Source organism: Microbacterium binotii (genome assembly GCF_021398715.1).
Lineage (GTDB): Bacteria > Actinomycetota > Actinomycetes > Actinomycetales > Microbacteriaceae > Microbacterium > Microbacterium binotii_A.
On record NZ_CP090347.1, the window covers coordinates 1,987,621 to 2,006,476 of the forward strand.

The window sequence follows — 18,856 nt, forward strand, 5'->3', positions numbered from 1 at the left end:
GCCTTACTCAGAGACCGATGGCCGAGACGGGCGTGCTGGACGAACCGCTGGGCGAGGTCTCGAGGTCGCGGAGCTTGCCCTCGATGAAGCTGCGCAGCTCGGCGCGGTAGTCGCGCTCGAACTGACGGAGCTCGGTGATGCGGGCCTCGAGCGCCTTGCGCTCCTTCTCCTGGCGGGCGATCTCGTCGCGGCCCTTGGCCTCGGCCTCGGCGACGATGGTCGCGGCCTGGGCCTGGGCGTCGGCGATGAGCTGGTCGCGCTGCGCCTTGCCCTCGGCGACGTGCTCGTCGTGCAGACGCTGCGCAAGCTCGATGATGCCGGCCGTGGCTGCGGCACCCTCGGCGGGAGCCGGAGCCGGAGCCGGAGCGGGGGTCGGAGCGGGAGCCGGCGTCTCTGCGACGGGCTCCTCGACGACGGTCTCCGCGGCAGCGGGAGCGGCGGGGGCGCCGGACTCGAGGGCCGCGACCTTCGCCTTCAGCTCATCGTTCTCGGCGATGGTCTTACGCCATTCGACGACGATCTCGTCGAGGAAGTCGTCGACCTCGTCCGGGTCGAAGCCCTCCTTGAACCGGACGTGCTGGAACTGCTTGGTGACGACGTCATCCGGAGTCAATGCCATGATGATTCCTCTTTCGGGGCGTGGCGGCGTGCCGATTTCAGGGGGATGATGCCCGCGGACGGGCCGCTTCAGCCAAGCATAGTCGGCCGTGAATCACCTTGCGAGGGAACCGGTGACCGACAGCAGGATGAAACAGAGCAGCATCGTCAGCGTGAACGCGAAGTCGATCGCGATCGGGCCGACGCGCAGCGGGGGAATGAAACGACGGAACAGCTTGATGGGCGGGTCCGTGACCGTGTAGACGAGCTCAGCGGCCACGAGACCCGCACCGCTGGGGCGCCATTCGCGGTTGAAGATGGGGATGTAATCCAGCACCAACCGCGCGAACAGCACCAGCAGGTAGATCAGCAGCAGGATGTTCGCGATCGAGGCGACGAGGCGGACGACCTCCACGACGCGTTACTGCTGTGCAGCGAACGGCGTCGCTTCGGGGTCGGCCTGCGCGACGGCTCCGTCGCCCGAGACGGCGACGTTCTCCGGCGAGAGCAGGAACACCTTGCTCGTCACGCGCTCGATGCGGCCGTAGAGGCCCAGCGAGAGTCCGCTCGCGAAGTCGATGAGACGGCGCGCGTCGGCGTCGCTCATCTGCGACAGGTTGATGATGACCGGCACGCCCTCGCGGAAGTTCTCGGCGATGATCTGGGCATCGCGGTACTGCTTGGGGTGCACGGTGAGAATCTCGGTCACCGCGCCGACGGACGGCTGACGGACGACCGCGGGGCGGTGGATGGGGGTCACGGGCGCGGCTTTCTCGACGACCTGCTCGGGCTTGCTGCGGCGCTCGCGCACCGGAGCGGGCTGCTCCTCGTAGACCTCTTCCTCGTCAGCGAGGCCCAGGTAGACCATGGTCTTCTTCAGCGGGTTCGACATCGCATCCTCCGTTTGCTCGTCCTCTTCGAGGCTAACCGTGTAGCGGGCGCGGACCCGTGATTGCCGACCCGATCCGCAGGTGTGTCGCGCCCGCGGCGATCGCTTCGACGAAATCACCGGTCATCCCGGCAGAGATCCAGCTCGCCGCGGGCTCGAGTCGGCGCACGCGCGCAGCGTACTCGGCCACGCGGGCGAAAGCCGCGGCGGGTTCTTCGTCCAGGGGCGCCACCGCCATCACCCCGCGCAGGCGGAGGGTGTCGCAACCGAGGACATGCTCGACCAGCGCCTCGAGATCACCCGGGGCGACTCCCCCGCGTCCCGGGTCGTCGGTGAGGTTGACCTGCACCAGCACGTCGAGCGGGGCATCACCCTCGCCGCCCGCCCGCTGCAGCGCGTCGGCGAGGCGCGCGCGATCGATCGTGTGCACGGCGGAAGCGGCATCCCGGATGGCGCGCGCCTTGTTGGTCTGGGCCTGACCGATGAAATGCCAGACGAGATCCAGGAGGTCGGACGTCTCCTCGCGCTTGGTCGACAGCTCCTGCTGACGGTTCTCCCCCACCTCGCGCACGCCGAGCGCGTGAAGCTCACGCACGAGCGACGCGGGGTGGAACTTGGTGACCACGATCCGGGTGATGTCGGTCGCGTCTCGGCCCGCGGCTCGCGCCGCATCCGCGATGCGCTCGTCGATCGATGCCAGACGGGATGCGAGGGTGTCGCCCACTCGTCCTCCAGGAGAATCGGAACGGGCGGGTCGCGGATGTCCGCGACCCGCCCGTTGCGTGCGGCTTACTTCAGGAAGTCGGGGATGTCGAGGTCGTCATCGCCGAAGGCGGAGTCGTACGAGGACGACTCCGACACACCCGCGGTGACCGGCACGGCCGGCGGCTCCTCCGCGGCGGGAGCCTGGGTCGACGCGGCGGCTTCCTCGGCGGCGACGGCCGGCGCGGCCGGCGTCGTGAGCGGATTGACCGCGGGGCGCGTCGCCGTGACGGGCTCGAGGCGCGGGCTGGGCTCGCCGCCGTCGAATCCCGCCGCGATGACCGTCACGCGCACCTCGTCGCCGAGGGTGTCGTCGATGACCGTACCGAAGATGATGTTCGCCTCCGGGTGCGCCGCTTCCTTCACGAGCTGAGCCGCATCGTTGATCTCGAAGATGCCGAGGTTCGAACCGCCCTGGATGGACAGCAGCACACCGTGCGCACCCTCGATCGACGCTTCGAGCAACGGCGACTCGACGGCCAGCTCGGCAGCCTTGATGGCGCGGTCCGCGCCGCGAGAGGATCCGATGCCCATGAGGGCGGAGCCGGCCCCCTGCATGACGGACTTCACGTCGGCGAAGTCGAGGTTGATGAGACCCGGGGTCGTGATGAGGTCCGTGATGCCCTGCACACCGGCGAGCAGCACCTGGTCCGCGGTGGCGAAGGCCTCGATCATCGAGATGCCCCGGTCGCTGATCTCCAGCAGACGGTCGTTGGGGACGACGATGAGGGTGTCGACCTCTTCCTTCAGCTTCGCGACGCCCGCTTCGGCCTGGCTCTGGCGACGACGGCCCTCGAAGGAGAACGGCTTGGTGACGACACCGATCGTCAGGGCGCCGATCGACTTGGCGATGCGTGCCACGACGGGCGCGCCGCCCGTGCCGGTCCCGCCGCCCTCGCCGGCGGTCACGAAGACCATGTCGGCACCGGCCAGCGCCTCCTCGATCTCCTCGGCGTGATCCTCGGCGGCACGTCGGCCGACCTCGGGATCCGCTCCCGCTCCGAGACCGCGCGTGAGTTCGCGACCGACGTCGAGCTTGACGTCCGCGTCGCTCATCAGCAGCGCCTGGGCGTCGGTGTTCACCGCGATGAACTCCACTCCGCGCAGACCCAGCTCGATCATCCGATTGACGGCGTTGACTCCACCGCCACCCACCCCGACGACCTTGATGACCGCGAGGTAGTTCTGGTTCTGGCTCATCCCAGCCCTTTCGTCTCGTTGAACCGACGTCCCTACCGAAGCGTTGAACCTTAAACCTCATGTAAAGGGTTAAAGTATTGCTCGGTATGCAATTCCTGAATCGAAGGTATGCGCCGCACGTCGTGGCGCCCGCAGGCGCGCGGGCGTGTCGCCCAAGTCCCTCGGGATTCGTTGCCGCGGACGTCAGCGGATGACCGGGACCTCGGGCGAGGAGACGTCGTAGACGGCCACGCCGTCCGGTGGCCGCGTCGCCGTCAGCTTCTGGAGCACGAGCGCCTTGAGGGCGGACTCGTCCGCACTCCCCCACACCACGCGGGTGTTCGTCCCCCCGAGGGTGAGCGTCACATCGTCGGCGGTCTTCGCCTCGACCTGCGTCACCTGCGCGCGCAGATCGGCCGGCAGGGCGCGCATCGTCCTGCCGATCGCGGCGAACGCGACGCCGTCCTCACCCCCCGCCGCGTCGACGAGGGGGTATCCCGCGGGCGGTGTCGGCGAGGTCGAGAGCGCGACACCGGCCGCGTCCACGAGGGTGTAGCCGGCCGCACCGGAGATCACCCCGATCGGCGTCCGCTCCACGATCCGCACGACGAGCTCATGCGGCGGGCGTGCTTCCAGCGTATAGCTCTCCACGAGCGGGAACGCCACCAGCGCCGCCTTGATCGAGGACGTGTCGATCGCGGCGAGCGGGGTGCCGCGCTGATCGTCGAGAGCGGCCTCGACGTCGGCGGCCGCCAGCTGCGACGTCCCCACGACGGTGATCTGCTGCACCGCGAACAGGGGGCTGTAGGCCGCGCCGACGGTCGCGATCGTGACGAGCACGAGGGATGCGGCGACGCTCAGCCAGATGATGCGCCGACGGCGCTGGCGGACCGTGAACCGTCGGACCTCGGCTCGCAGCGCCTTGCGGCGGGAGCGGGCGGCGCGCCACACGTCACGCCACCCGACGGGGGCCGTATCCGTGTCGGCGCGTGCGGCGCTCTCACCGCCGGCGGTCGGCGCCGCGTCGGTCGTCGGGGCCGCGGGCGCGCCCTGGTTCAGGAACAGCGGCGCGATCGGCGCCGTCTCCTGGACATCCGCATCCGCGTCGGGGCGAGGAGTCTCCTCGCGCGGCGGCTTCGCCGGGCGCGCGCGCAGGGGCGCGTCGGCGGGCTTCCCGCCTTGCGGTGGCAACGGCGCGGGTCGACGCATTCTCAGTCCTCGGGCGTCGCCGAGGCGGAGAGCGCGCTGAGCACCTGCGGAATGATCTGGTACACGTTCCCGCAGCCGAGCGTGATGACGAAGTCACCCTCACGGGCGATCTCGGCGGTGTAGTCGGCGGCCTCCTGCCAGTCGGTGACATAGTGCACGCGCGCGGGGTCCACGAACGCGTCGCTGACGAGCTCTCCCGTCACGCCGGGGATCGGATCCTCGCGGGCTCCGTAGACGTCGAGCACGACCGTGTGATCGGCGAGTTCCTCGAGCACGCGGGCGAACTCGCCCGACATGAGCTGCGTGCGCGAGTACGTGTGCGGCTGGTGGAGCGCGATCAACCGCCCCGAGCCCACGACCGTGCGCGCGGCGCTCAGCGCGGCCTGCACCTCGGTCGGGTGATGCGCGTAGTCGTCGTAGACGCTCACACCGCGCTCGACGCCGTGCAGCTCGAACCGGCGTACGGTGCCCGAGAATCCGGCGACGGCCCGCACGGCGTCGGCGAACGCGTATCCCCGCGCGAGGAGGACGGCGATCGCGCCGGCCGCGTTGATGGCGTTGTGCTCGCCCGGAACGGAGAGCGACACACGCTCAGACTGCCCCTCGAAGCTCACGGTGAACGACACCGCTGCCGCGGCGTTGATGTCGGTGGCGCGCACATCCGCGCTCTCGTCTGCGCCGAAGCTCAGCACGTTCTCGTGTCGGATGCGGGCGCGCACGTCACGGGCACCGGGGTCGTCGGATGAGATCACGACGGCCTCGGAGGCCTCGTCGGCGAAGCGGACGAAACCGTCGAAGAAGGCCTCGCGACTTCCCCAGTGATCGAGGTGATCGGGGTCGACGTTCGTGATGAGCGCGACCGAGGTGTCGTACAGCAGGAACGTGCCGTCGGACTCGTCAGCCTCGATGACGAAGAGGTCGTCCGCGCCCGAGCCGCTGGACGTTCCGAGCTGTGCGATGACGCCGCCGTTGACGTAGTTCGGGTCGGCGCCGAGCGACTGCAACGCCGTGACGATCATCCCGGTCGAGGTCGTCTTGCCGTGCGCCCCCGCGACGGCCACCAGCGGGCGGGACCCGATGAGCCAGTGCAACGCCTGCGAGCGGTGGATGACGCTCAGACCGCGCTCCTTGGCCGTGACGAATTCGGGGTTCTCCGGCCAGATGGCGCCGGTGTGCACCACCGTGTCCGCATCCCCGAGGTGGGCGGCGTCGTGCCCCACGTGCACGTCGGCGCCGGCCGCGGCGAGCTCACGCAGCGCGCGGGAGTCGGCGCGGTCCGACCCGGACACGCGGATCCCGCGCTCGAGGAACATCTTCGCGAGTCCGGACATCCCGGATCCGCCGATGCCGATGAAATGGGCCGCCGTGATATCGGTGGGCAGGGGAAGGCTCAGGTCGGGTCTGATCATGACCGTCAAAGTCTACGTTCGCCGCGTCCGAGCACGGCTCCGGCGCGCGCGGACGGAGCCGGTCCGCATTGACGACGCACTGCGCCGACGCTACGAAGGAGAGCATGCTCTCGCTGAACGTCGACGCGACTCTTGCCGAACCGCCCTACGCGCAGTTGCGCTCGCAGATCGTCAGCGCGATCTCCGCGGGCTCGCTCGCCCCGGGCGCGAAGCTGCCCACCGTGCGCGCGCTCGCCGACCGGCTCGGCGTGGCGCCCGGAACGGTGGCGCGCGCATACAAGGAGCTCGAAGCGGACGGCGTGATCGAGACGCGAGGGCGTGCGGGGACGTTCGTGTCGTTCGCGGAGGATCCGTTGCGCAGCCAGGCCCAGCGGGCCGCGACGGCGTACGCCGCACACGTCCGTTCGCTCGGCATCACCGAGGAGGACGCGGTCACGCTCGTGACCGACGCGCTGAGCGCGATGCGCTGAGCCCGGTTCAGGCCCGCGCGCGGTCGATCAGCGCGACGACGTTCTCCGTGCCGTGGCGCGTGCCGACACCGACCGATGCCTCCCGCATCCGTGCGATGCGGGAGCGATCCGAGATGAGCGGCAGAATCTCGGAGCGCACACGGTCGGCGTCCAGGTCGGCATCCGGGATCAGTACCGCCGCTCCCGCGGCGACGGCGGATGCGGCATTCAGACTCTGCTCGCCGTTTCCGACCGCATACGGCACGTACACAGCGGGGATGCCGAGCGCGCTGATCTCGCTGACCGTCGCCGCTCCCGAGCGGGAGACGATCGCATCGGCGACCGCGAAGGCGTAGTCCATCCGGTCGATGTAACGTCGCACGACGTAGCCGCGCACCGCCGGGTCGGGGAGCTCCGAGCGCTCCCCGGTGATGTGCAGCAGTTGCCAGCCCGCCGCGAGCACGTCCTCGTAGGCGGCGCCGAACGCGTCGTTCAGCCGCTGTGCGCCGAGCGAACCGCCGAAGACGAGAAGGGTGGGACGCGCGGGGTCGAGGCCGAACGAGGCGGCGGCCTGCGGTCGCAGCGCTGCGGTGTCGAGCGACACGATCTCTCGGCGCAACGGCATCCCGACGACCTCGGAGCGGCGCAGCGGCGTCCCCTCGAAAGCCACCCCTACGGCGGCGGCGCGACGCGCCCCGAGGACGTTCGCCAGACCGGGCTTCGCGTTCGCCTCGTGGACGACCACGGGAACACCCGCGCGCCGAGCCGCGACGTACGCGGGAGCTGCGGCGTACCCGCCGAAACCGACCACGACGTCGACGCCGCGCTCGCGGATGTAGCCGCGCACCTGCGCCACGGCACGCCGCCACCGGGCGGGAAAGCGCAGGGCAGCGGCGTTCGGACGACGCGGGAAGGGAACCTTGTCGACGATGAGAAGCTCGTAGCCGCGCGCCGGGACCAGGCGGGACTCGAGCCCTTCGCGAGTGCCCAGTACGAGGATCTGCGCATCCGGCTCGCGCTCGCGGAGCCCATCGGCGACCGCGAGCAGGGGATTCACGTGGCCGGCGGTGCCGCCGCCGGCGAGGAGATACGTCGTCACCGGGTGATTGTGCCACGAGGCGACGGGGATGCCGCTGAGCGCGCCCGGGGCGGGATGGTGCGCGCGAACGAGAGCAGCACACCGCAAGCTATGAGCACGGACATGAGCGAGGTCCCGCCCTGCGAGAGGAACGGTAAGGGGACGCCGAAGACGGGCAGAAGTCGCAGCACGACGCCGATGTTGAGCAACGCCTGGCCGATGATCCAGACGGTGATGGCGCCGGCCGCGATCCGCACGAACGGATCGTCGGTCTTGCGCACGATGTGGAACGCGCCGACAGCGAAGATCGCGAAGAGGATGAGCACGACGATGCAGCCGATGAGCCCCAGCTCCTCGCCGACGATCGCGAAGATGTAGTCGTTCGCGGCCGCGGGCAGCCAGCTGTACTTCTCTTTCGAGTTGCCCAGGCCCACACCGAACACGCCTCCCCCCGCCAGCCCCCAGATGCCGTGCAGCGGCTGGTAGCAGTCGCCGTAGTAGTCGGCGAGGCAGTCGTTGGAGAGGAAGCTCATGTACCGACGCATGCGGTCCGGGCTCGAGATCGCGAAGTAGGCGACGCCGCCCGCGAAGAGCAGGAGCGGAAGCAGGAAGACCCGCAGCTTCACACCGGAGAAGAACAGACCCGCGAGCATGATGAGCACGAGGATGATCGCGGTCCCGAGGTCGTGACCGGCCATGACCGTGCCGATGACGGCGATGCCCACCGGAACGGCGGGGATGAAGACGTGGCGCCAATCGGCCAGTAGTGTGCGCTTGCGATAGAGGATGTATCCCAGCCAGATCGCCAGCGTGACCTTCAGGAACTCCGACGGCTGCGCCTGCAGGCCGGCGATGCGGATCCAGTTCTGATTGCCGTCGTTCGTGATGCCCAGCGGGGTGAAGACGAGCAGCTGGAAGACCGTCGCCCCGATGAGAGCCGGCCATGCCATGCGCTTCCAGAACCGCAGGGGCATACGAGACGCCAGGAACATGAGCGGGATGCCGATCAGGGCGAACACGCCCTGCTTGATCACGGCGTCGTAGGGTCCACCTCCCGCGTCCTCGCTCGTCGCCGATGTGGCGGAGAGCACCATCACGAGCCCGAAGCCGGTGAGGATCAGCGCCGTCGACGCGATGAGGAGGAACTCGCTGGGAACCGGAGCGAAGACGCGTCCGAGAGAGACCCGTGCGGCCAGTCCCCGCTTCGCGGGCTCAGGCTCCTGCGGAAGGGGCCTGGTCCTCGTCGTGTCGACCACCCGCATCCCTTCCGATCCTCGTGCGCACGGCGTCCGCGAAGCGCGTCCCGCGGTCCGCATAGGACGTGAACTGATCGAAGGATGCGGCGGCGGGGGCGAGCAGAACCACGTCCCCGTCGTGCGCGATCTCCGTCGCCAACTCGACGACCTGCGCCATGACGTCTTCAGTCTCCGTGTCAACGACCTCGAAGACGGGAACCGCGGGCGCGTGTCGCGCGAACGCCGCCAGCACCTCGGTGCGGTCGACGCCGATGACGACGGCGGCTTTCGCCAGGACGCCGCGCGTGGCGACGAGATCCGAGACGTCCACGCCCTTCAGTTGACCGCCGACGATCCAGATGGCGCCGGGGTATGCCGCGAGCGAGGAGGCGGCGGCGTGCGGGTTCGTGGCCTTGGAGTCATCGACCCAGGTCACGCCCGCCGAGGTCGCGACGATCTCGATGCGGTGGGGGTCGAGACGGAACCGGGCGAGCGCCTCACGGATCGCGGCGGGCTCGGCGCCGACCGACCGGGCGAGCGCCGCGGCGGCGAGCACATTGGCGACCATATGGGGCGCGGCGAGCTGCTGGCGGGAGAGCTCCTCGAGAGTCGTGAGCTCGAGGGCGCTGTTGCGGCGGTCGTCGAGGAAGGCCCGATCGACGAGGATGCCCTCCACGACGCCGAGGTCGCTGGGCCCCGGCATCCCGAGGTCGAAGCCGATGGCGCGCGCGCCGTCCACGACGTCGGCCTCCTCGACCATCAGCCGCGTGGCCTCATCGGCCTTGTTGTAGACGCAGGCCATGCGCGTGTGGGAGTAGACGACGGCCTTCGCGTCACGGTACGCGGCGAACGACCCGTGCCACTGCAGGTGGTCGTCGGCCAGGTTGAGACACACGCTGGCCCACGGCGACACGGGCTCGGGCCCCGCCTGCAGCGAGAGGTACCAGAGCTGATGACTGGACACCTCGACGACGAGAACGTCGAAGCCGGCGGGGTCGCGCACCGCATCCAGCACCGGCACTCCGATGTTGCCGACGGGCGCGACGCGGTAACCCGCGGTCTGCAGCATCGTCGCGGTCAGTCGCGTGGTCGTCGTCTTGCCGTTGGTGCCCGTGACGAGGATCCACTCGTGCGGGGAGCCGTCCGGCCGTCGCACCTTGTCGCGCACACGCCAGGCCAACTCCAGATCTCCCCAGAGCGCGATGCCCTCGGAGCGTGTCCAGGAGATGACCGGGTGATGCGGCGCGAAGCCGGGCGAGGCCACGACGAGGTCGGGGCGGTGCGCGATCAGCGCCTCCGGGACCGTGTCCAGCGGGCCGGTCCAAAGACCCGCGCCGATGACCGGCAGCAGCCGCGCGTACTCCTCGTCGGCGCTCTCGCTGAACACGAGCACGTCGGCGCCGAGTTCGGCCAGGGTGTCGGCGACCGAGAATCCGGTCATCGACAGGCCGAGCACGACGACGCGCAGCCCCTTCCAGTCGGCATGCCAGCTGTTCAGGGTGTCCAGACGGGCGTCGGTCACGATCGCACGAGCCATTCCACGTAGAAGAGGCCGACACCCGTCAGCGCCAGCAGGCCCGCGATGATCCACATCCGCACCACGATCGTGATCTCGGGCCAGCCGCGCATCTCGAGATGGTGGTGGAGAGGGCTCATCAGGAACAGGCGCTTGCCGCGCGTGAGCTTGAAGTAGAACCGCTGCAGGATGACGGATCCCGATGCGATGACGTAGACACCGGCGATGACCGCGAGCAGGATCTCGGTGCGGCTGAGGATCGCGAGAGCGACGATGACACCGCCGATCGACATCGAGCCCACGTCGCCCATGAAGACGCGCGCCTTGGGTGCGTTCCACCAGAGGAAGCCGACGAGCGCGCCGATGAAGGACGCGGCGATGATCGCGAGATCGAAGGGGTCCCGGGTCTGATAGCAGGCGTCCTGCAGTCCGCGGGCGATCGCGTCGAGGTCGCACGGTTGCTTGAACTGCCAGAAGGAGATGAGGGCGAGAGCGCTCGTGACGAAGATTCCGGAGCCGGCGGCGAGGCCGTCGAGACCGTCGGCGACGTTGACCGAGTTCGACGCGGCGACGCCGAGGAAGGCGATCCACGCCAGATAGAGCACCCATCCGACGACGGCACCCAGCGCCATGAAGGAGAGCACCGGGATGTCGCGGAACAGCGAGACGAAGGGGCTCGCCGGCGTCTGTCCGTCGCTGTTGGGGAAGCTCAGCCCGACGATGCCGAACGGGACGACGACCAGGATCTGACCGATGATCTTGCGCCAACCGGAGAGTCCGAGGCTGTTCTGGCGACGCACCTTCATGAAATCGTCGATGAATCCGACGACGCCGAAGCCGACCATCATCCAGATGACGAGCAGACCGGAGATCGTGGGCGGGTTGCCGCCCGCGTAGGTGCCGATGAAGTAGCCGACGAGGCTGCCCACGATGAAGATCGTGCCGCCCATCGTGACCGTGCCGCGCTTCGCGCCGTGACTCGGATTGTGCTCGTTCTCCGGGGTGCGGATCACCTGACCCCACCCCCACGCCCGGAACAGCCTCAGGAAGACGGGCGTCAGGAACAGGGTGAAGGCGAGCGAGATCGCGGCGGCTGTCAGGAGTGATCTCACGAGAACGATTCTCCCAGACGGTCGCCGAGGAAGCGGAGCCCGGCGGAGTTGGACGACTTCACGAGCACGCGGTCGCCGTCTCGCAGTTCCCCCATGAGGTAGCTGTATGCCGCATCCGCGTCGTCGAAGAACACGGCCTCGTCGCTCCACGAGCCCTCGGCGACCGCGGCGAGGTACATGCGCCGCGCGGCCTGACCGATGATGACGATGCGCGGGATGCGCAGACGGACGGCGAGCTCGCCGATACGATCGTGCTCCTCCCCCGCGTACTCGCCGAGCTCGCTCATCGCGCCGAGGACGGCGACCATCCGCTCGTCCGGCGCGGTGATCTGCGCCAGGGTGCGCAGTGCCGCGACCATCGAGTCGGGGCTCGCGTTGTAGGCGTCGTTGATGATGCGCACGCGATCGGAGCCCAGCGGTTGCATGCGCCACCGCTCGGCGAGCTCCACCGACTCCAGGCGGGTCACGACATCGTCGATCGCAACTCCGAGGGCGGTCGCGGCCGCTGCCGCGGCGAGGGCGTTCATCACGTGGTGGGCGCCGAGGACGCGCAGCGCCACCGGGCGACTCTCACCGTCGATCGTGAGGACGAACCGGGTGCCGGACGCGGTGACCTCGACCTCGCTGCCGCGCACGGCGGCATCCTCGCCGAGACCGAACCAGCGCACACCGGCGGACTGTTCGGCCGCGATGGGGGCCATGGCCCGTACGCGCGCGTCGTCGACGTTGAGCACGGCGAGTCCGCCCGGGCGCAGCGCCCGCACGAGCTCGCTCTTGGCGTGGAAGGTGGCCTCGATACCGCCGAATCCGCCGGCGTGAGCCATGCCCACCATCAGCACGACGCCCATGTCCGGTTCGACGAGCCCTGCCAGGTGTGCGATCGCGCCGGGAGCGCTCGCGCCGAATTCGCTCACCAGGAAGCGCGTGTCGTGGCTGACGCGCAGCATCGTGAGCGGGGCGCCGACCTCGTTGTTGAACGAGGCGCGGGGAGCGACGGTCTCGCCCTCCGACTCCAGGATGCGGGCGAGCAGGTTCTTGGTGGTCGTCTTCCCGTTGGAGCCGGTGATCCCCACGATCCGCAGGCGCCCGCCGGCGCGCACCTCGGCGACGACGGCGCGCGCGAGGTCCGCGAGGGCGGCGACGGCGTCGGGCACGACGATCTGGGACACCGCGGTGTCGACCGGGTGCTCGACGATCGCGAGGACGGCGCCGAGGGAGACGGCCGCGTCGACGAACAGATGCCCGTCGGTCACTTCGCCGGGCTTCGCCACGAAGATGCCGCCCGGGCGCATCTGACGCGAGTCGGTGTCGACGTCGCCGGAGACGACGGTGTCGGCATCGTCCGAGCCGGCGGGGAGCAGAGTGCCGCCGAGGATCTCGGCGATGCGGGAGAGTGTGAGTGCGATCATGTCCTGGAGGGCGCCGCTCAGCCGATCTTCGGCAGCAGCTCGGGCTGCGAGTCGGAGGGCAGGACCCGGTAGGTCTTCAGCACCTGGGTCATCGCCTTCTGGAAGGCCGCAGCGTTGGCCGCAGACGAGCGTACCGCAGTGGGCTGATCGAGGGTGACCGCGACGATGTACTGCGGGTCGTCCACGGGCGCCATGCCGATCATGGTCGTGAAGTAGACGCCACTCTTGTAGCCCGAGCCGTCGGAGATCTCACCGGTTCCGGTCTTCAGCCCCACCCGGTAGCCGCTGATCGCCGTGGCCTTGGCGTTGCCTCCCTGGACCGCGACGTTCTCCAGCAGCTCGCGCACCTGGCTCGCCGTGCTCGCACTCACGACCTGCGTGCTCGCGCCGGCATCCGAGTCCTGGACCGTCCCGTCCGCCGCCGTGCACGATTCGACGAGCGAGAGCGGGATCTTGGTGCCGTCGTTCGCGATCGCCTGGTACGCGCCCATCAGCTGCGGCAGGGTGGTTGCGACGCCCTGACCGAACGAGGTGTTGTAGAAGGTCTGGTTGTCCCACTGGTCGACGGGCCGCAGCGTGCCCTTCGCCTCGCCGGGGAAGTCCACGCCGCTGATCTGGCCGATGCCGAACTTCTGCAGGTAGTCGTAGCGCGTCTGGGCGGGGACCATCTCGGCGAACTTCGAGATGCCGACGTTCGAGGAGTCGATGAGCACACCCGCGAGCGTGTAGTTCAACGCCCCGTGCGGGATCGCGTCCTGCACGCGGGCACCGTTGGGGAAGGTCTCGCGACCGGAGGCGGTGACCGTCGAGGTCGGCGTCGCGGCGCCCGCGTCGATCACTGTCGCCGCCGACAGGGCCTTGAACGTCGAACCGGGCTCGAACGTGCCGCGGAAGATCCGGCTGGAGCGATCCTCCGGCGCGGTCGCCGAGACGTTGTTCGGGTCGACGGTGGGCCACTCGGCTGCCGCGCGGATCTTGCCCGTCTTGGCCTCCACGACCATGATCTGCCCGTGCTGAGCACCCTGATTGGTCGCCTGCTCCGCGATCAGTTGCTGCAGGTAGTACTGCAGGTCTCGGTCGATCGTGAGGGTGAGCGTGCCACCGTCGACGGCGGGTGTGACCTGCTCCGTGCCGGGGATGATCACGCCGTCCTTGCCCCGTTGGAAGACGCGCTCGCCCTCGGTCGGTGCGAGGCACGAGTTCTGGGCGGACTCCAGTCCTTCGAGCGGCTCTCCGTCCGAGCCCACGAAGCCGACGAGGTTGCCGGCGACGGCGCCGTCGGGATACGTCCTGGCGGGATGCGGTCGCATCGTCAGGTAGGGGATGCGCAGATCGAGCAGCTGCTGGTACTTCTCGGTCGAGAGCCCGTTCTTGAGCGATGCGTATTGGGACTTCGGGTTGACGGCGAGAGCGTCCGCGACGATCTTCTGCACGTCCTCGGCGCTTTGACCGGTGATCTGGGCGATCTCGCCCGCAACGGTGGGCCAATCCACCTCGATCTCGTCGCCCGCGGCGTCCTTGCGCTCGATCGGTCCCACGTTGCTGGGGTCCAGCTCCGCGTCGTAGGTGAGGATGCTTCCCGCGAGGACGTTGCCGTTCTCGTCGACGATCGATCCGCGCGTGCCGTACAGGGTGGTCTTGCCGCCCATGGCGATGCGCAGGGAGTCGTCGATGTGCTCTCCCGCGTTCACGACCTGGATGTCGACCAGGCGCACCACGAAGGCGACGAGGACGGCCAGCACCACGGCCAGGGCGATGACGGTGCGGCGACGGGGGGTTCGCGTGCTTCTCGTCGTCATGGTCTCAGTGTGTGGCAGGGGTGGGCAGTCCGTCGGTCAGCGCGGGGGGTGTCGCCGGATCGGTACCCGTGCCCGTCTCGGTCTCGGCCGCCGGCGGCGCCTGGACGCCGTTGATCGTGGCATCCGGCGCGGTGACGAGCGGAGTCTGGGTGATGAGCGCGTTCGACACGGCGCCGCGCCCCAGCGGGTCGATCGTCGAGGTGTAGACGGATGCCTGCTGCGCACCGAGCACCGCCCCGTCGCTGAGGCGGAGGTAGCTCGGGGACTCGTTGATGACCATGCCCAGCGCGGCCGCGTTCGCGGCGAGGTACTGGGGCGAGCTGAGGCCGGCGACCTGGTCGTAGAGGATCTGCTTCTGCACGGTGAGGTCGCGCTGCTGCTGGGTGAGGCTCGCGAGCTCGAAGGAGCTCTGCGTCGACAGGACCGACAGCACCATCTGCGCACCCGCGATGGCGAGCGCACCCGCGACGGCGATGATGCCGTACACCAGGCGGGGCCGACGTCGTCGGGCGGGTGCCTCGACGGGGCGCAGGGTGCGCTCCGTCCGGCGTCCGGTATCGGGTCGCTGCTCGAGAGGATCGATAGCCCAGGCTGCGCTCGTGGTGGTGCTCATACGATCTCCCGGACTCGTTCGGCGGCACGAAGTCGTACCGGGGTGGCGCGCGGATTCGACTCGCGCTCGGCGTCGGAGGCGAGTTCGGCCCCCTTGACCAGCAGGCGGAACTGGGGCGCGTGCTCGGGCAGCTCGACGGGCAGGCCGGCGGGAGCGGTGGAGCTGCTCGCGCGGGCGAGTTCACGCTTGACGAACCGGTCCTCGAGCGACTGGTAGCTGAGCACGACGATGCGACCGCCCACCGTCAGCAGCTCGAGGGCCGCGGGAAGCGCCTGCTCGAGGGCGGCGAGTTCTCCGTTGACCTCGATGCGCAGCGCCTGGAACACCCGCTTGGCAGGGTGACCCGCGTTGCGCAGCGCCGCGGGTGTGGCGGCGTCGAGGATCTCGACGAGCCGGCCCGAGCGGACGACGGGCTCCGTCTGGCGGGCGGCGATGATCGCGCGCGCGTAGCGTGCCGCGAGCTTCTCCTCGCCGTAGCGCTCGAAGATCCGACGAAGATCGCCTTCCCCGTAGGTGGCGAGCACGTCCGCCGCGGTCGCACCGGAGGACTGGTCCATGCGCATGTCCAGCGGCGCGTCCTTGGCGTAGGCGAAGCCGCGCTCGGCCTCGTCCAACTGAAGCGACGAGACACCCAGATCGAAGAGGATGCCGTCGATGCGGTCGACGCCCGCCGACGCGACGGCGGCTCGGATGCCGTCGTAGACGGTGTGCACGAGGGTCGTCCGGTCGCCGAACCGGGCCAGTCTCTCCCCCGCGATGCGCAGGGCGTCGGTGTCGCGATCCAGGCCGATCAGCCGGAGTCCGTCGAACCGCTCGAGGAACGCCTCGCTGTGACCGCCCATGCCGAGGGTCGCGTCGACGAAGACGGCGCCCTCGCGATCGAGGGCGGGCGCCAGAAGCTCGACGCAGCGCTCGAGCAGGACCGGGGTGTGGATGTCGCGGAAGTCCATGATGCGGGGCCGGGTCCCTCGATCCTGATCCCCATCCGCTCCGACCTGACACCGGGGAAGTGCGTCAGGGCTCGAGCGGCTGGGAATCGGGGTCGAGGGCTCAGAACAGGCCCGGGATCACCTCCTGCTCCATCTCGGAGTACGTCTCTTCGTTGCTCTCTGCGTAGGAGTTCCAGGCCTCGGCGTCCCAGATCTCCGCGTGCGCGCCGACGCCGGTGACGACGAGCTCGCGCTCGAGACCGGCGTAGGTGCGCAGCGCCGGCGGGATCGTGATGCGGTTCTGGCCGTCCGGCTTCTCGGCGCTCGCGCCCGAGAGGAACATGCGCAGGAAGTCACGCGCCTGCTTGTTGGTGAGAGGCGCCTCGCGAATGCGCTCGTGCACCTTCTCGAACTCCTCGGTCGCGAAGACGTAGAGACAGCGATCTTGGCCACGGGTGATCACGACGCCACCGCCGAGGTCGTCGCGGAACTTGGCCGGGAGGATGACCCGCCCTTTGTCGTCGAGCTTGGGGGTGTGCGTGCCGAGCAGCATTCGCGCATCCCCCCTCCTTCGTCCGGCCCACGTGTGAGGTGATCACCACTTTACTCCACTTCCCTCCACTTCACTACACATTCGCCGGCGTATCTGGGCGGACGCTCCCCGGACACGAAAAAAGCGCCGACCCCGAAGGGTCGGCGCTTTGTGAGAAGCGGTGGGTCAGCGGCCTTCTTGGCGGCGGTCCCATCGGTCGTTCATGCGGTCCATGAATCCGGCCGAGGGCCGGGAGGACGAGCCGCCGGCACGGGGGGCGGCGCTGGGACGAGCGGTCTTCGAGGGGGTGAGCGCGAAGATGACGCCGCCGAGCATGACGATGAAGCCGATGACGCCCACCACGATCAACTGCGTGGAGAGCCCGACGATCAGCCCACCCAGTCCCACGAGCACGAGGATCGTCCCGTAAACGATGTTGCGGTAGCTGAGCGCGCGTCCGCCCTGCGGGGCGCTGACGACGTCGGCGTCATTGCTCATGAGATGGCGTTCCATCTCGTCGAGCAGGCGCTGCTCTTGTTCGGAGAGAGGCATTCGTCCCCCTAGGGTCACGGCGATGCTTGGATTCTACGCGCCGCCTGTCGAACTAGGCTAGGCCCGTGTCGAGGACCACAGACGCGATCGAAGCGGTTTCCCAGCGACTGGATACGTTCTTCGGATCGCAGGAGCAGGCCGCGGGGGCGATGGGACCCGACGCTCTGGCCTTCGTCGAGGATGTGCGCGACACCGTCACCGGCGGCAAGCGCCTGCGCGCGCGGTTCTGCGTGACGGGATGGCGGGCCGTCGCCGAGCGCGTCGCACCCCGAGCGACGCCGCCCGACGCGGTCGTCGCGACGGCTGCCGCGCTGGAGATCTTCCAGGCAGCGGCCCTCGTCCACGACGACCTGATCGACAACTCCGACACCCGCCGCGGACGCCCCGCCATGCACCGCGCCCTGCAGGCGCAGCACTCCGCGCGGTCATGGGCGGGCGACGCCGCCGGCTTCGGCCGTTCGGCTGCCCTCCTCGGCGGGGATCTGCTCGTGGCCTTCAGCGACGACCTCCTCGAGGAGGGGCTCGCGCTGACGGACCATGCGGCCGCGGCGCGCGCCGAGTACGCCCGGATGCGGCGCGACGTCACCATCGGGCAATACCTCGACATCGCCGAGGAATCGGCCTTCGCGGTGGCCGACGACACGACGCACGCCGATCGTGCGCTGCGCGTGGCCTCGCTCAAGTCCGCCCGCTACAGCGTGGAGCAGCCGCTGCGGATCGGAGCGGCCCTGGCCGGCGCCGATCGCACACAGCTCGACGCGCTGAGCGCGTTCGGACATCCGGTCGGCATGGCGTTCCAGCTTCGCGACGATGTCCTCGGAGTCTTCGGCGACGCCGCCGAGACCGGCAAGCCGTCCGGCGACGATCTGCGCGAAGGAAAGCGCACGGTACTCATCGCCTACGCCCGCGAGGCGCTCGGGCCGGGCCCGCGCCGCACCCTGGACGAGCTCTTGGGCGATCCGGGCCTCGACGCACAGCAGATCGGCGCGCTGCAGCGAACGATCATCGACAGCGGTGCCGTCGACCGCGTGGAGCGGCTGATCACCGCCTATGTGCACGAGGCGGATCGTGCGCTGTCGGCCGCTCCGCTGGCGAACGCGACGGTCAGCGAGCTGCGCGATCTCGCCCGCGCGGCGACCCAGCGGCGCTCCTGACGGCGACGGCGCTCAGCCGAGGGCTCGGGCGACGCGGCGCACTTCGCTCTTGCGCCCCTGAAGCAGCGATGTGATCGGCGCCTGCCCGATCGAGTCCTCGAAGGCCAGGAGCCAGTCGATGGCCTCATCGTCCGTCAGTCCCGCATCCCGCAGCGCGAAGATCGTGCCGCGCAGCGACGACAGCGGCGCTCCGTCGACGAGGAACACGCTGGGCACGCGGAACGAACCCTCACGACGCGAGCCGATCAGATAGCCCTCGTCGAGCAGACGCCGGACGCGGCTCAGCGACTCACCGGTCAGCTCGACCAGATCGGGCAGCGCAAGCCATTCGGTGGGGACAGGGGTGTCGGAACTCACCCGTCCATGTTCTCATCCGCGCACCGCGCACCGCGCCGAGCGCGTGTCGAAAGATGGGAGAGATCTCATCTGTCAC

General features: G+C 69.5%; 20 protein-coding genes. 2 read left to right on the top strand and 18 right to left on the bottom strand.

From position 1 onward, the window contains the following. Positions 1-7 precede the first annotated feature (7 nt). The 7 genes from LXM64_RS09970 to murC form a co-directional block, all read right to left on the bottom strand. On the bottom strand, positions 8-619 hold the full coding sequence (locus tag LXM64_RS09970) for a DivIVA domain-containing protein (RefSeq protein ID WP_234073078.1): 612 nt from the start codon (positions 617-619) through the stop codon (positions 8-10). A 93-nt stretch (positions 620-712) separates the two neighbouring features. Continuing rightward, the gene (locus LXM64_RS09975) at positions 713-1,012 is read right to left on the bottom strand and encodes a YggT family protein (RefSeq protein ID WP_137416737.1); all 300 of its coding nucleotides are present in this window, start codon (positions 1,010-1,012) and stop codon (positions 713-715) included. 6 nt (positions 1,013-1,018) lie between these two features. Beyond that, positions 1,019-1,489, bottom strand: coding sequence for a cell division protein SepF (locus tag LXM64_RS09980; protein WP_137416736.1), 471 nt, complete (start codon positions 1,487-1,489; stop codon positions 1,019-1,021). 31 nt (positions 1,490-1,520) lie between these two features. Then, positions 1,521-2,210 (bottom strand): YggS family pyridoxal phosphate-dependent enzyme, encoded by a 690-nt coding sequence (locus tag LXM64_RS09985; RefSeq protein ID WP_234073079.1) that lies wholly within the window; start codon positions 2,208-2,210, stop codon positions 1,521-1,523. Positions 2,211-2,275: 65 nt separating this feature from the next. Next, positions 2,276-3,448, bottom strand: a complete 1,173-nt coding sequence (gene ftsZ, locus LXM64_RS09990) for a cell division protein FtsZ (RefSeq protein WP_234073080.1) — start codon at positions 3,446-3,448, stop codon at positions 2,276-2,278. Between the two features lie 183 nt (positions 3,449-3,631). Then, positions 3,632-4,636: an FtsQ-type POTRA domain-containing protein gene (locus LXM64_RS09995; RefSeq protein ID WP_234073081.1), complete on the bottom strand. Its 1,005-nt coding sequence runs from the start codon at positions 4,634-4,636 to the stop codon at positions 3,632-3,634. Between the two features lie 2 nt (positions 4,637-4,638). Then, positions 4,639-6,045 (bottom strand): UDP-N-acetylmuramate--L-alanine ligase, encoded by a 1,407-nt coding sequence (murC, locus tag LXM64_RS10000; RefSeq protein ID WP_234073082.1) that lies wholly within the window; start codon positions 6,043-6,045, stop codon positions 4,639-4,641. Between the two features lie 104 nt (positions 6,046-6,149). On the opposite strand from murC, the gene LXM64_RS10005 reads away from it, so the two are divergent. Next, on the top strand, positions 6,150-6,515 hold the full coding sequence (locus LXM64_RS10005; RefSeq protein WP_234073083.1) for a GntR family transcriptional regulator: 366 nt from the start codon (positions 6,150-6,152) through the stop codon (positions 6,513-6,515). Positions 6,516-6,522: 7 nt separating this feature from the next. Here LXM64_RS10005 and LXM64_RS10010 read toward each other — a convergent pair whose 3' ends face one another. From LXM64_RS10010 to LXM64_RS10055, 10 genes are all read right to left on the bottom strand, one after another. Then, on the bottom strand, positions 6,523-7,593 hold the full coding sequence (locus LXM64_RS10010; protein WP_234073084.1) for a UDP-N-acetylglucosamine--N-acetylmuramyl-(pentapeptide) pyrophosphoryl-undecaprenol N-acetylglucosamine transferase: 1,071 nt from the start codon (positions 7,591-7,593) through the stop codon (positions 6,523-6,525). Next, positions 7,590-8,834, bottom strand: coding sequence for a putative lipid II flippase FtsW (gene ftsW, locus LXM64_RS10015; protein WP_137416729.1), 1,245 nt, complete (start codon positions 8,832-8,834; stop codon positions 7,590-7,592). The genes LXM64_RS10010 and ftsW overlap by 4 nt, the downstream gene beginning before the upstream one ends. After that, positions 8,785-10,344, bottom strand: a complete 1,560-nt coding sequence (gene murD / locus LXM64_RS10020; RefSeq protein ID WP_234073085.1) for a UDP-N-acetylmuramoyl-L-alanine--D-glutamate ligase — start codon at positions 10,342-10,344, stop codon at positions 8,785-8,787. The genes ftsW and murD overlap by 50 nt, the downstream gene beginning before the upstream one ends. Next, positions 10,326-11,435, bottom strand: a complete 1,110-nt coding sequence (gene mraY, locus LXM64_RS10025; protein WP_234073086.1) for a phospho-N-acetylmuramoyl-pentapeptide-transferase — start codon at positions 11,433-11,435, stop codon at positions 10,326-10,328. Before mraY ends, murD begins: the two co-directional genes overlap by 19 nt. Beyond that, positions 11,432-12,844 carry a UDP-N-acetylmuramoyl-tripeptide--D-alanyl-D-alanine ligase gene (locus LXM64_RS10030; RefSeq protein WP_234073087.1) on the bottom strand — a complete coding sequence of 471 codons (1,413 nt, stop codon included), beginning with the start codon at positions 12,842-12,844 and terminating at the stop codon, positions 11,432-11,434. The genes mraY and LXM64_RS10030 overlap by 4 nt, the downstream gene beginning before the upstream one ends. A gap of 17 nt (positions 12,845-12,861) precedes the next feature. Continuing rightward, a complete protein-coding gene (locus LXM64_RS10035) occupies positions 12,862-14,643 on the bottom strand; it encodes a peptidoglycan D,D-transpeptidase FtsI family protein (protein ID WP_234073088.1) in 1,782 nt (593 codons plus the stop codon). A gap of 4 nt (positions 14,644-14,647) precedes the next feature. Continuing rightward, positions 14,648-15,256 carry a hypothetical protein gene (locus LXM64_RS10040; protein ID WP_234073089.1) on the bottom strand — a complete coding sequence of 203 codons (609 nt, stop codon included), beginning with the start codon at positions 15,254-15,256 and terminating at the stop codon, positions 14,648-14,650. Next, on the bottom strand, positions 15,253-16,206 hold the full coding sequence (gene rsmH / locus LXM64_RS10045) for a 16S rRNA (cytosine(1402)-N(4))-methyltransferase RsmH (protein WP_234073090.1): 954 nt from the start codon (positions 16,204-16,206) through the stop codon (positions 15,253-15,255). The genes LXM64_RS10040 and rsmH overlap by 4 nt, the downstream gene beginning before the upstream one ends. A 100-nt stretch (positions 16,207-16,306) precedes the next feature. Further along, positions 16,307-16,738, bottom strand: a complete 432-nt coding sequence (mraZ, locus tag LXM64_RS10050) for a division/cell wall cluster transcriptional repressor MraZ (RefSeq protein ID WP_234073091.1) — start codon at positions 16,736-16,738, stop codon at positions 16,307-16,309. Between the two features lie 165 nt (positions 16,739-16,903). Further along, complete coding sequence (locus tag LXM64_RS10055) at positions 16,904-17,269, bottom strand: DUF3040 domain-containing protein (protein ID WP_234073092.1); 366 nt, start codon at positions 17,267-17,269, stop codon at positions 16,904-16,906. 65 nt (positions 17,270-17,334) lie between these two features. Here LXM64_RS10055 and LXM64_RS10060 point away from each other — a divergent pair, with 65 nt between their 5' ends. Beyond that, entirely contained in the window at positions 17,335-18,423 is a 1,089-nt protein-coding gene (locus LXM64_RS10060; protein ID WP_234073093.1) for a polyprenyl synthetase family protein, read from the top strand. A 12-nt stretch (positions 18,424-18,435) separates the two neighbouring features. Here LXM64_RS10060 and LXM64_RS10065 read toward each other — a convergent pair whose 3' ends face one another. Beyond that, positions 18,436-18,780, bottom strand: a complete 345-nt coding sequence (locus tag LXM64_RS10065; RefSeq protein ID WP_234073094.1) for an Rv2175c family DNA-binding protein — start codon at positions 18,778-18,780, stop codon at positions 18,436-18,438. Between the last annotated feature and the right edge of the window lie 76 nt (positions 18,781-18,856).

What these genes read in the sequence shown, in the direction of transcription:
- ftsW (WP_137416729.1), bottom strand. Translation starts at nt 8,834, where the DNA reads ATGCGGGTGGTCGACACGACGAGGACCAGGCCCCTTCCGCAGGAGCCT.
- LXM64_RS09970 (WP_234073078.1), bottom strand. Translation starts at nt 619, where the DNA reads ATGGCATTGACTCCGGATGACGTCGTCACCAAGCAGTTCCAGCACGTC.
- murD (WP_234073085.1), bottom strand. Translation starts at nt 10,344, where the DNA reads ATGGCTCGTGCGATCGTGACCGACGCCCGTCTGGACACCCTGAACAGC.
- LXM64_RS10055 (WP_234073092.1), bottom strand. Translation starts at nt 17,269, where the DNA reads ATGCCTCTCTCCGAACAAGAGCAGCGCCTGCTCGACGAGATGGAACGC.
- LXM64_RS10030 (WP_234073087.1), bottom strand. Translation starts at nt 12,844, where the DNA reads ATGATCGCACTCACACTCTCCCGCATCGCCGAGATCCTCGGCGGCACT.
- murC (WP_234073082.1), bottom strand. Translation starts at nt 6,045, where the DNA reads ATGATCAGACCCGACCTGAGCCTTCCCCTGCCCACCGATATCACGGCG.
- LXM64_RS10040 (WP_234073089.1), bottom strand. Translation starts at nt 15,256, where the DNA reads ATGAGCACCACCACGAGCGCAGCCTGGGCTATCGATCCTCTCGAGCAG.
- rsmH (WP_234073090.1), bottom strand. Translation starts at nt 16,206, where the DNA reads ATGGACTTCCGCGACATCCACACCCCGGTCCTGCTCGAGCGCTGCGTC.
- LXM64_RS09995 (WP_234073081.1), bottom strand. Translation starts at nt 4,636, where the DNA reads ATGCGTCGACCCGCGCCGTTGCCACCGCAAGGCGGGAAGCCCGCCGAC.
- LXM64_RS09980 (WP_137416736.1), bottom strand. Translation starts at nt 1,489, where the DNA reads ATGTCGAACCCGCTGAAGAAGACCATGGTCTACCTGGGCCTCGCTGAC.
- ftsZ (WP_234073080.1), bottom strand. Translation starts at nt 3,448, where the DNA reads ATGAGCCAGAACCAGAACTACCTCGCGGTCATCAAGGTCGTCGGGGTG.
- LXM64_RS10035 (WP_234073088.1), bottom strand. Translation starts at nt 14,643, where the DNA reads ATGACGACGAGAAGCACGCGAACCCCCCGTCGCCGCACCGTCATCGCC.
- LXM64_RS10005 (WP_234073083.1), top strand. Translation starts at nt 6,150, where the DNA reads ATGCTCTCGCTGAACGTCGACGCGACTCTTGCCGAACCGCCCTACGCG.
- mraZ (WP_234073091.1), bottom strand. Translation starts at nt 16,738, where the DNA reads ATGCTGCTCGGCACGCACACCCCCAAGCTCGACGACAAAGGGCGGGTC.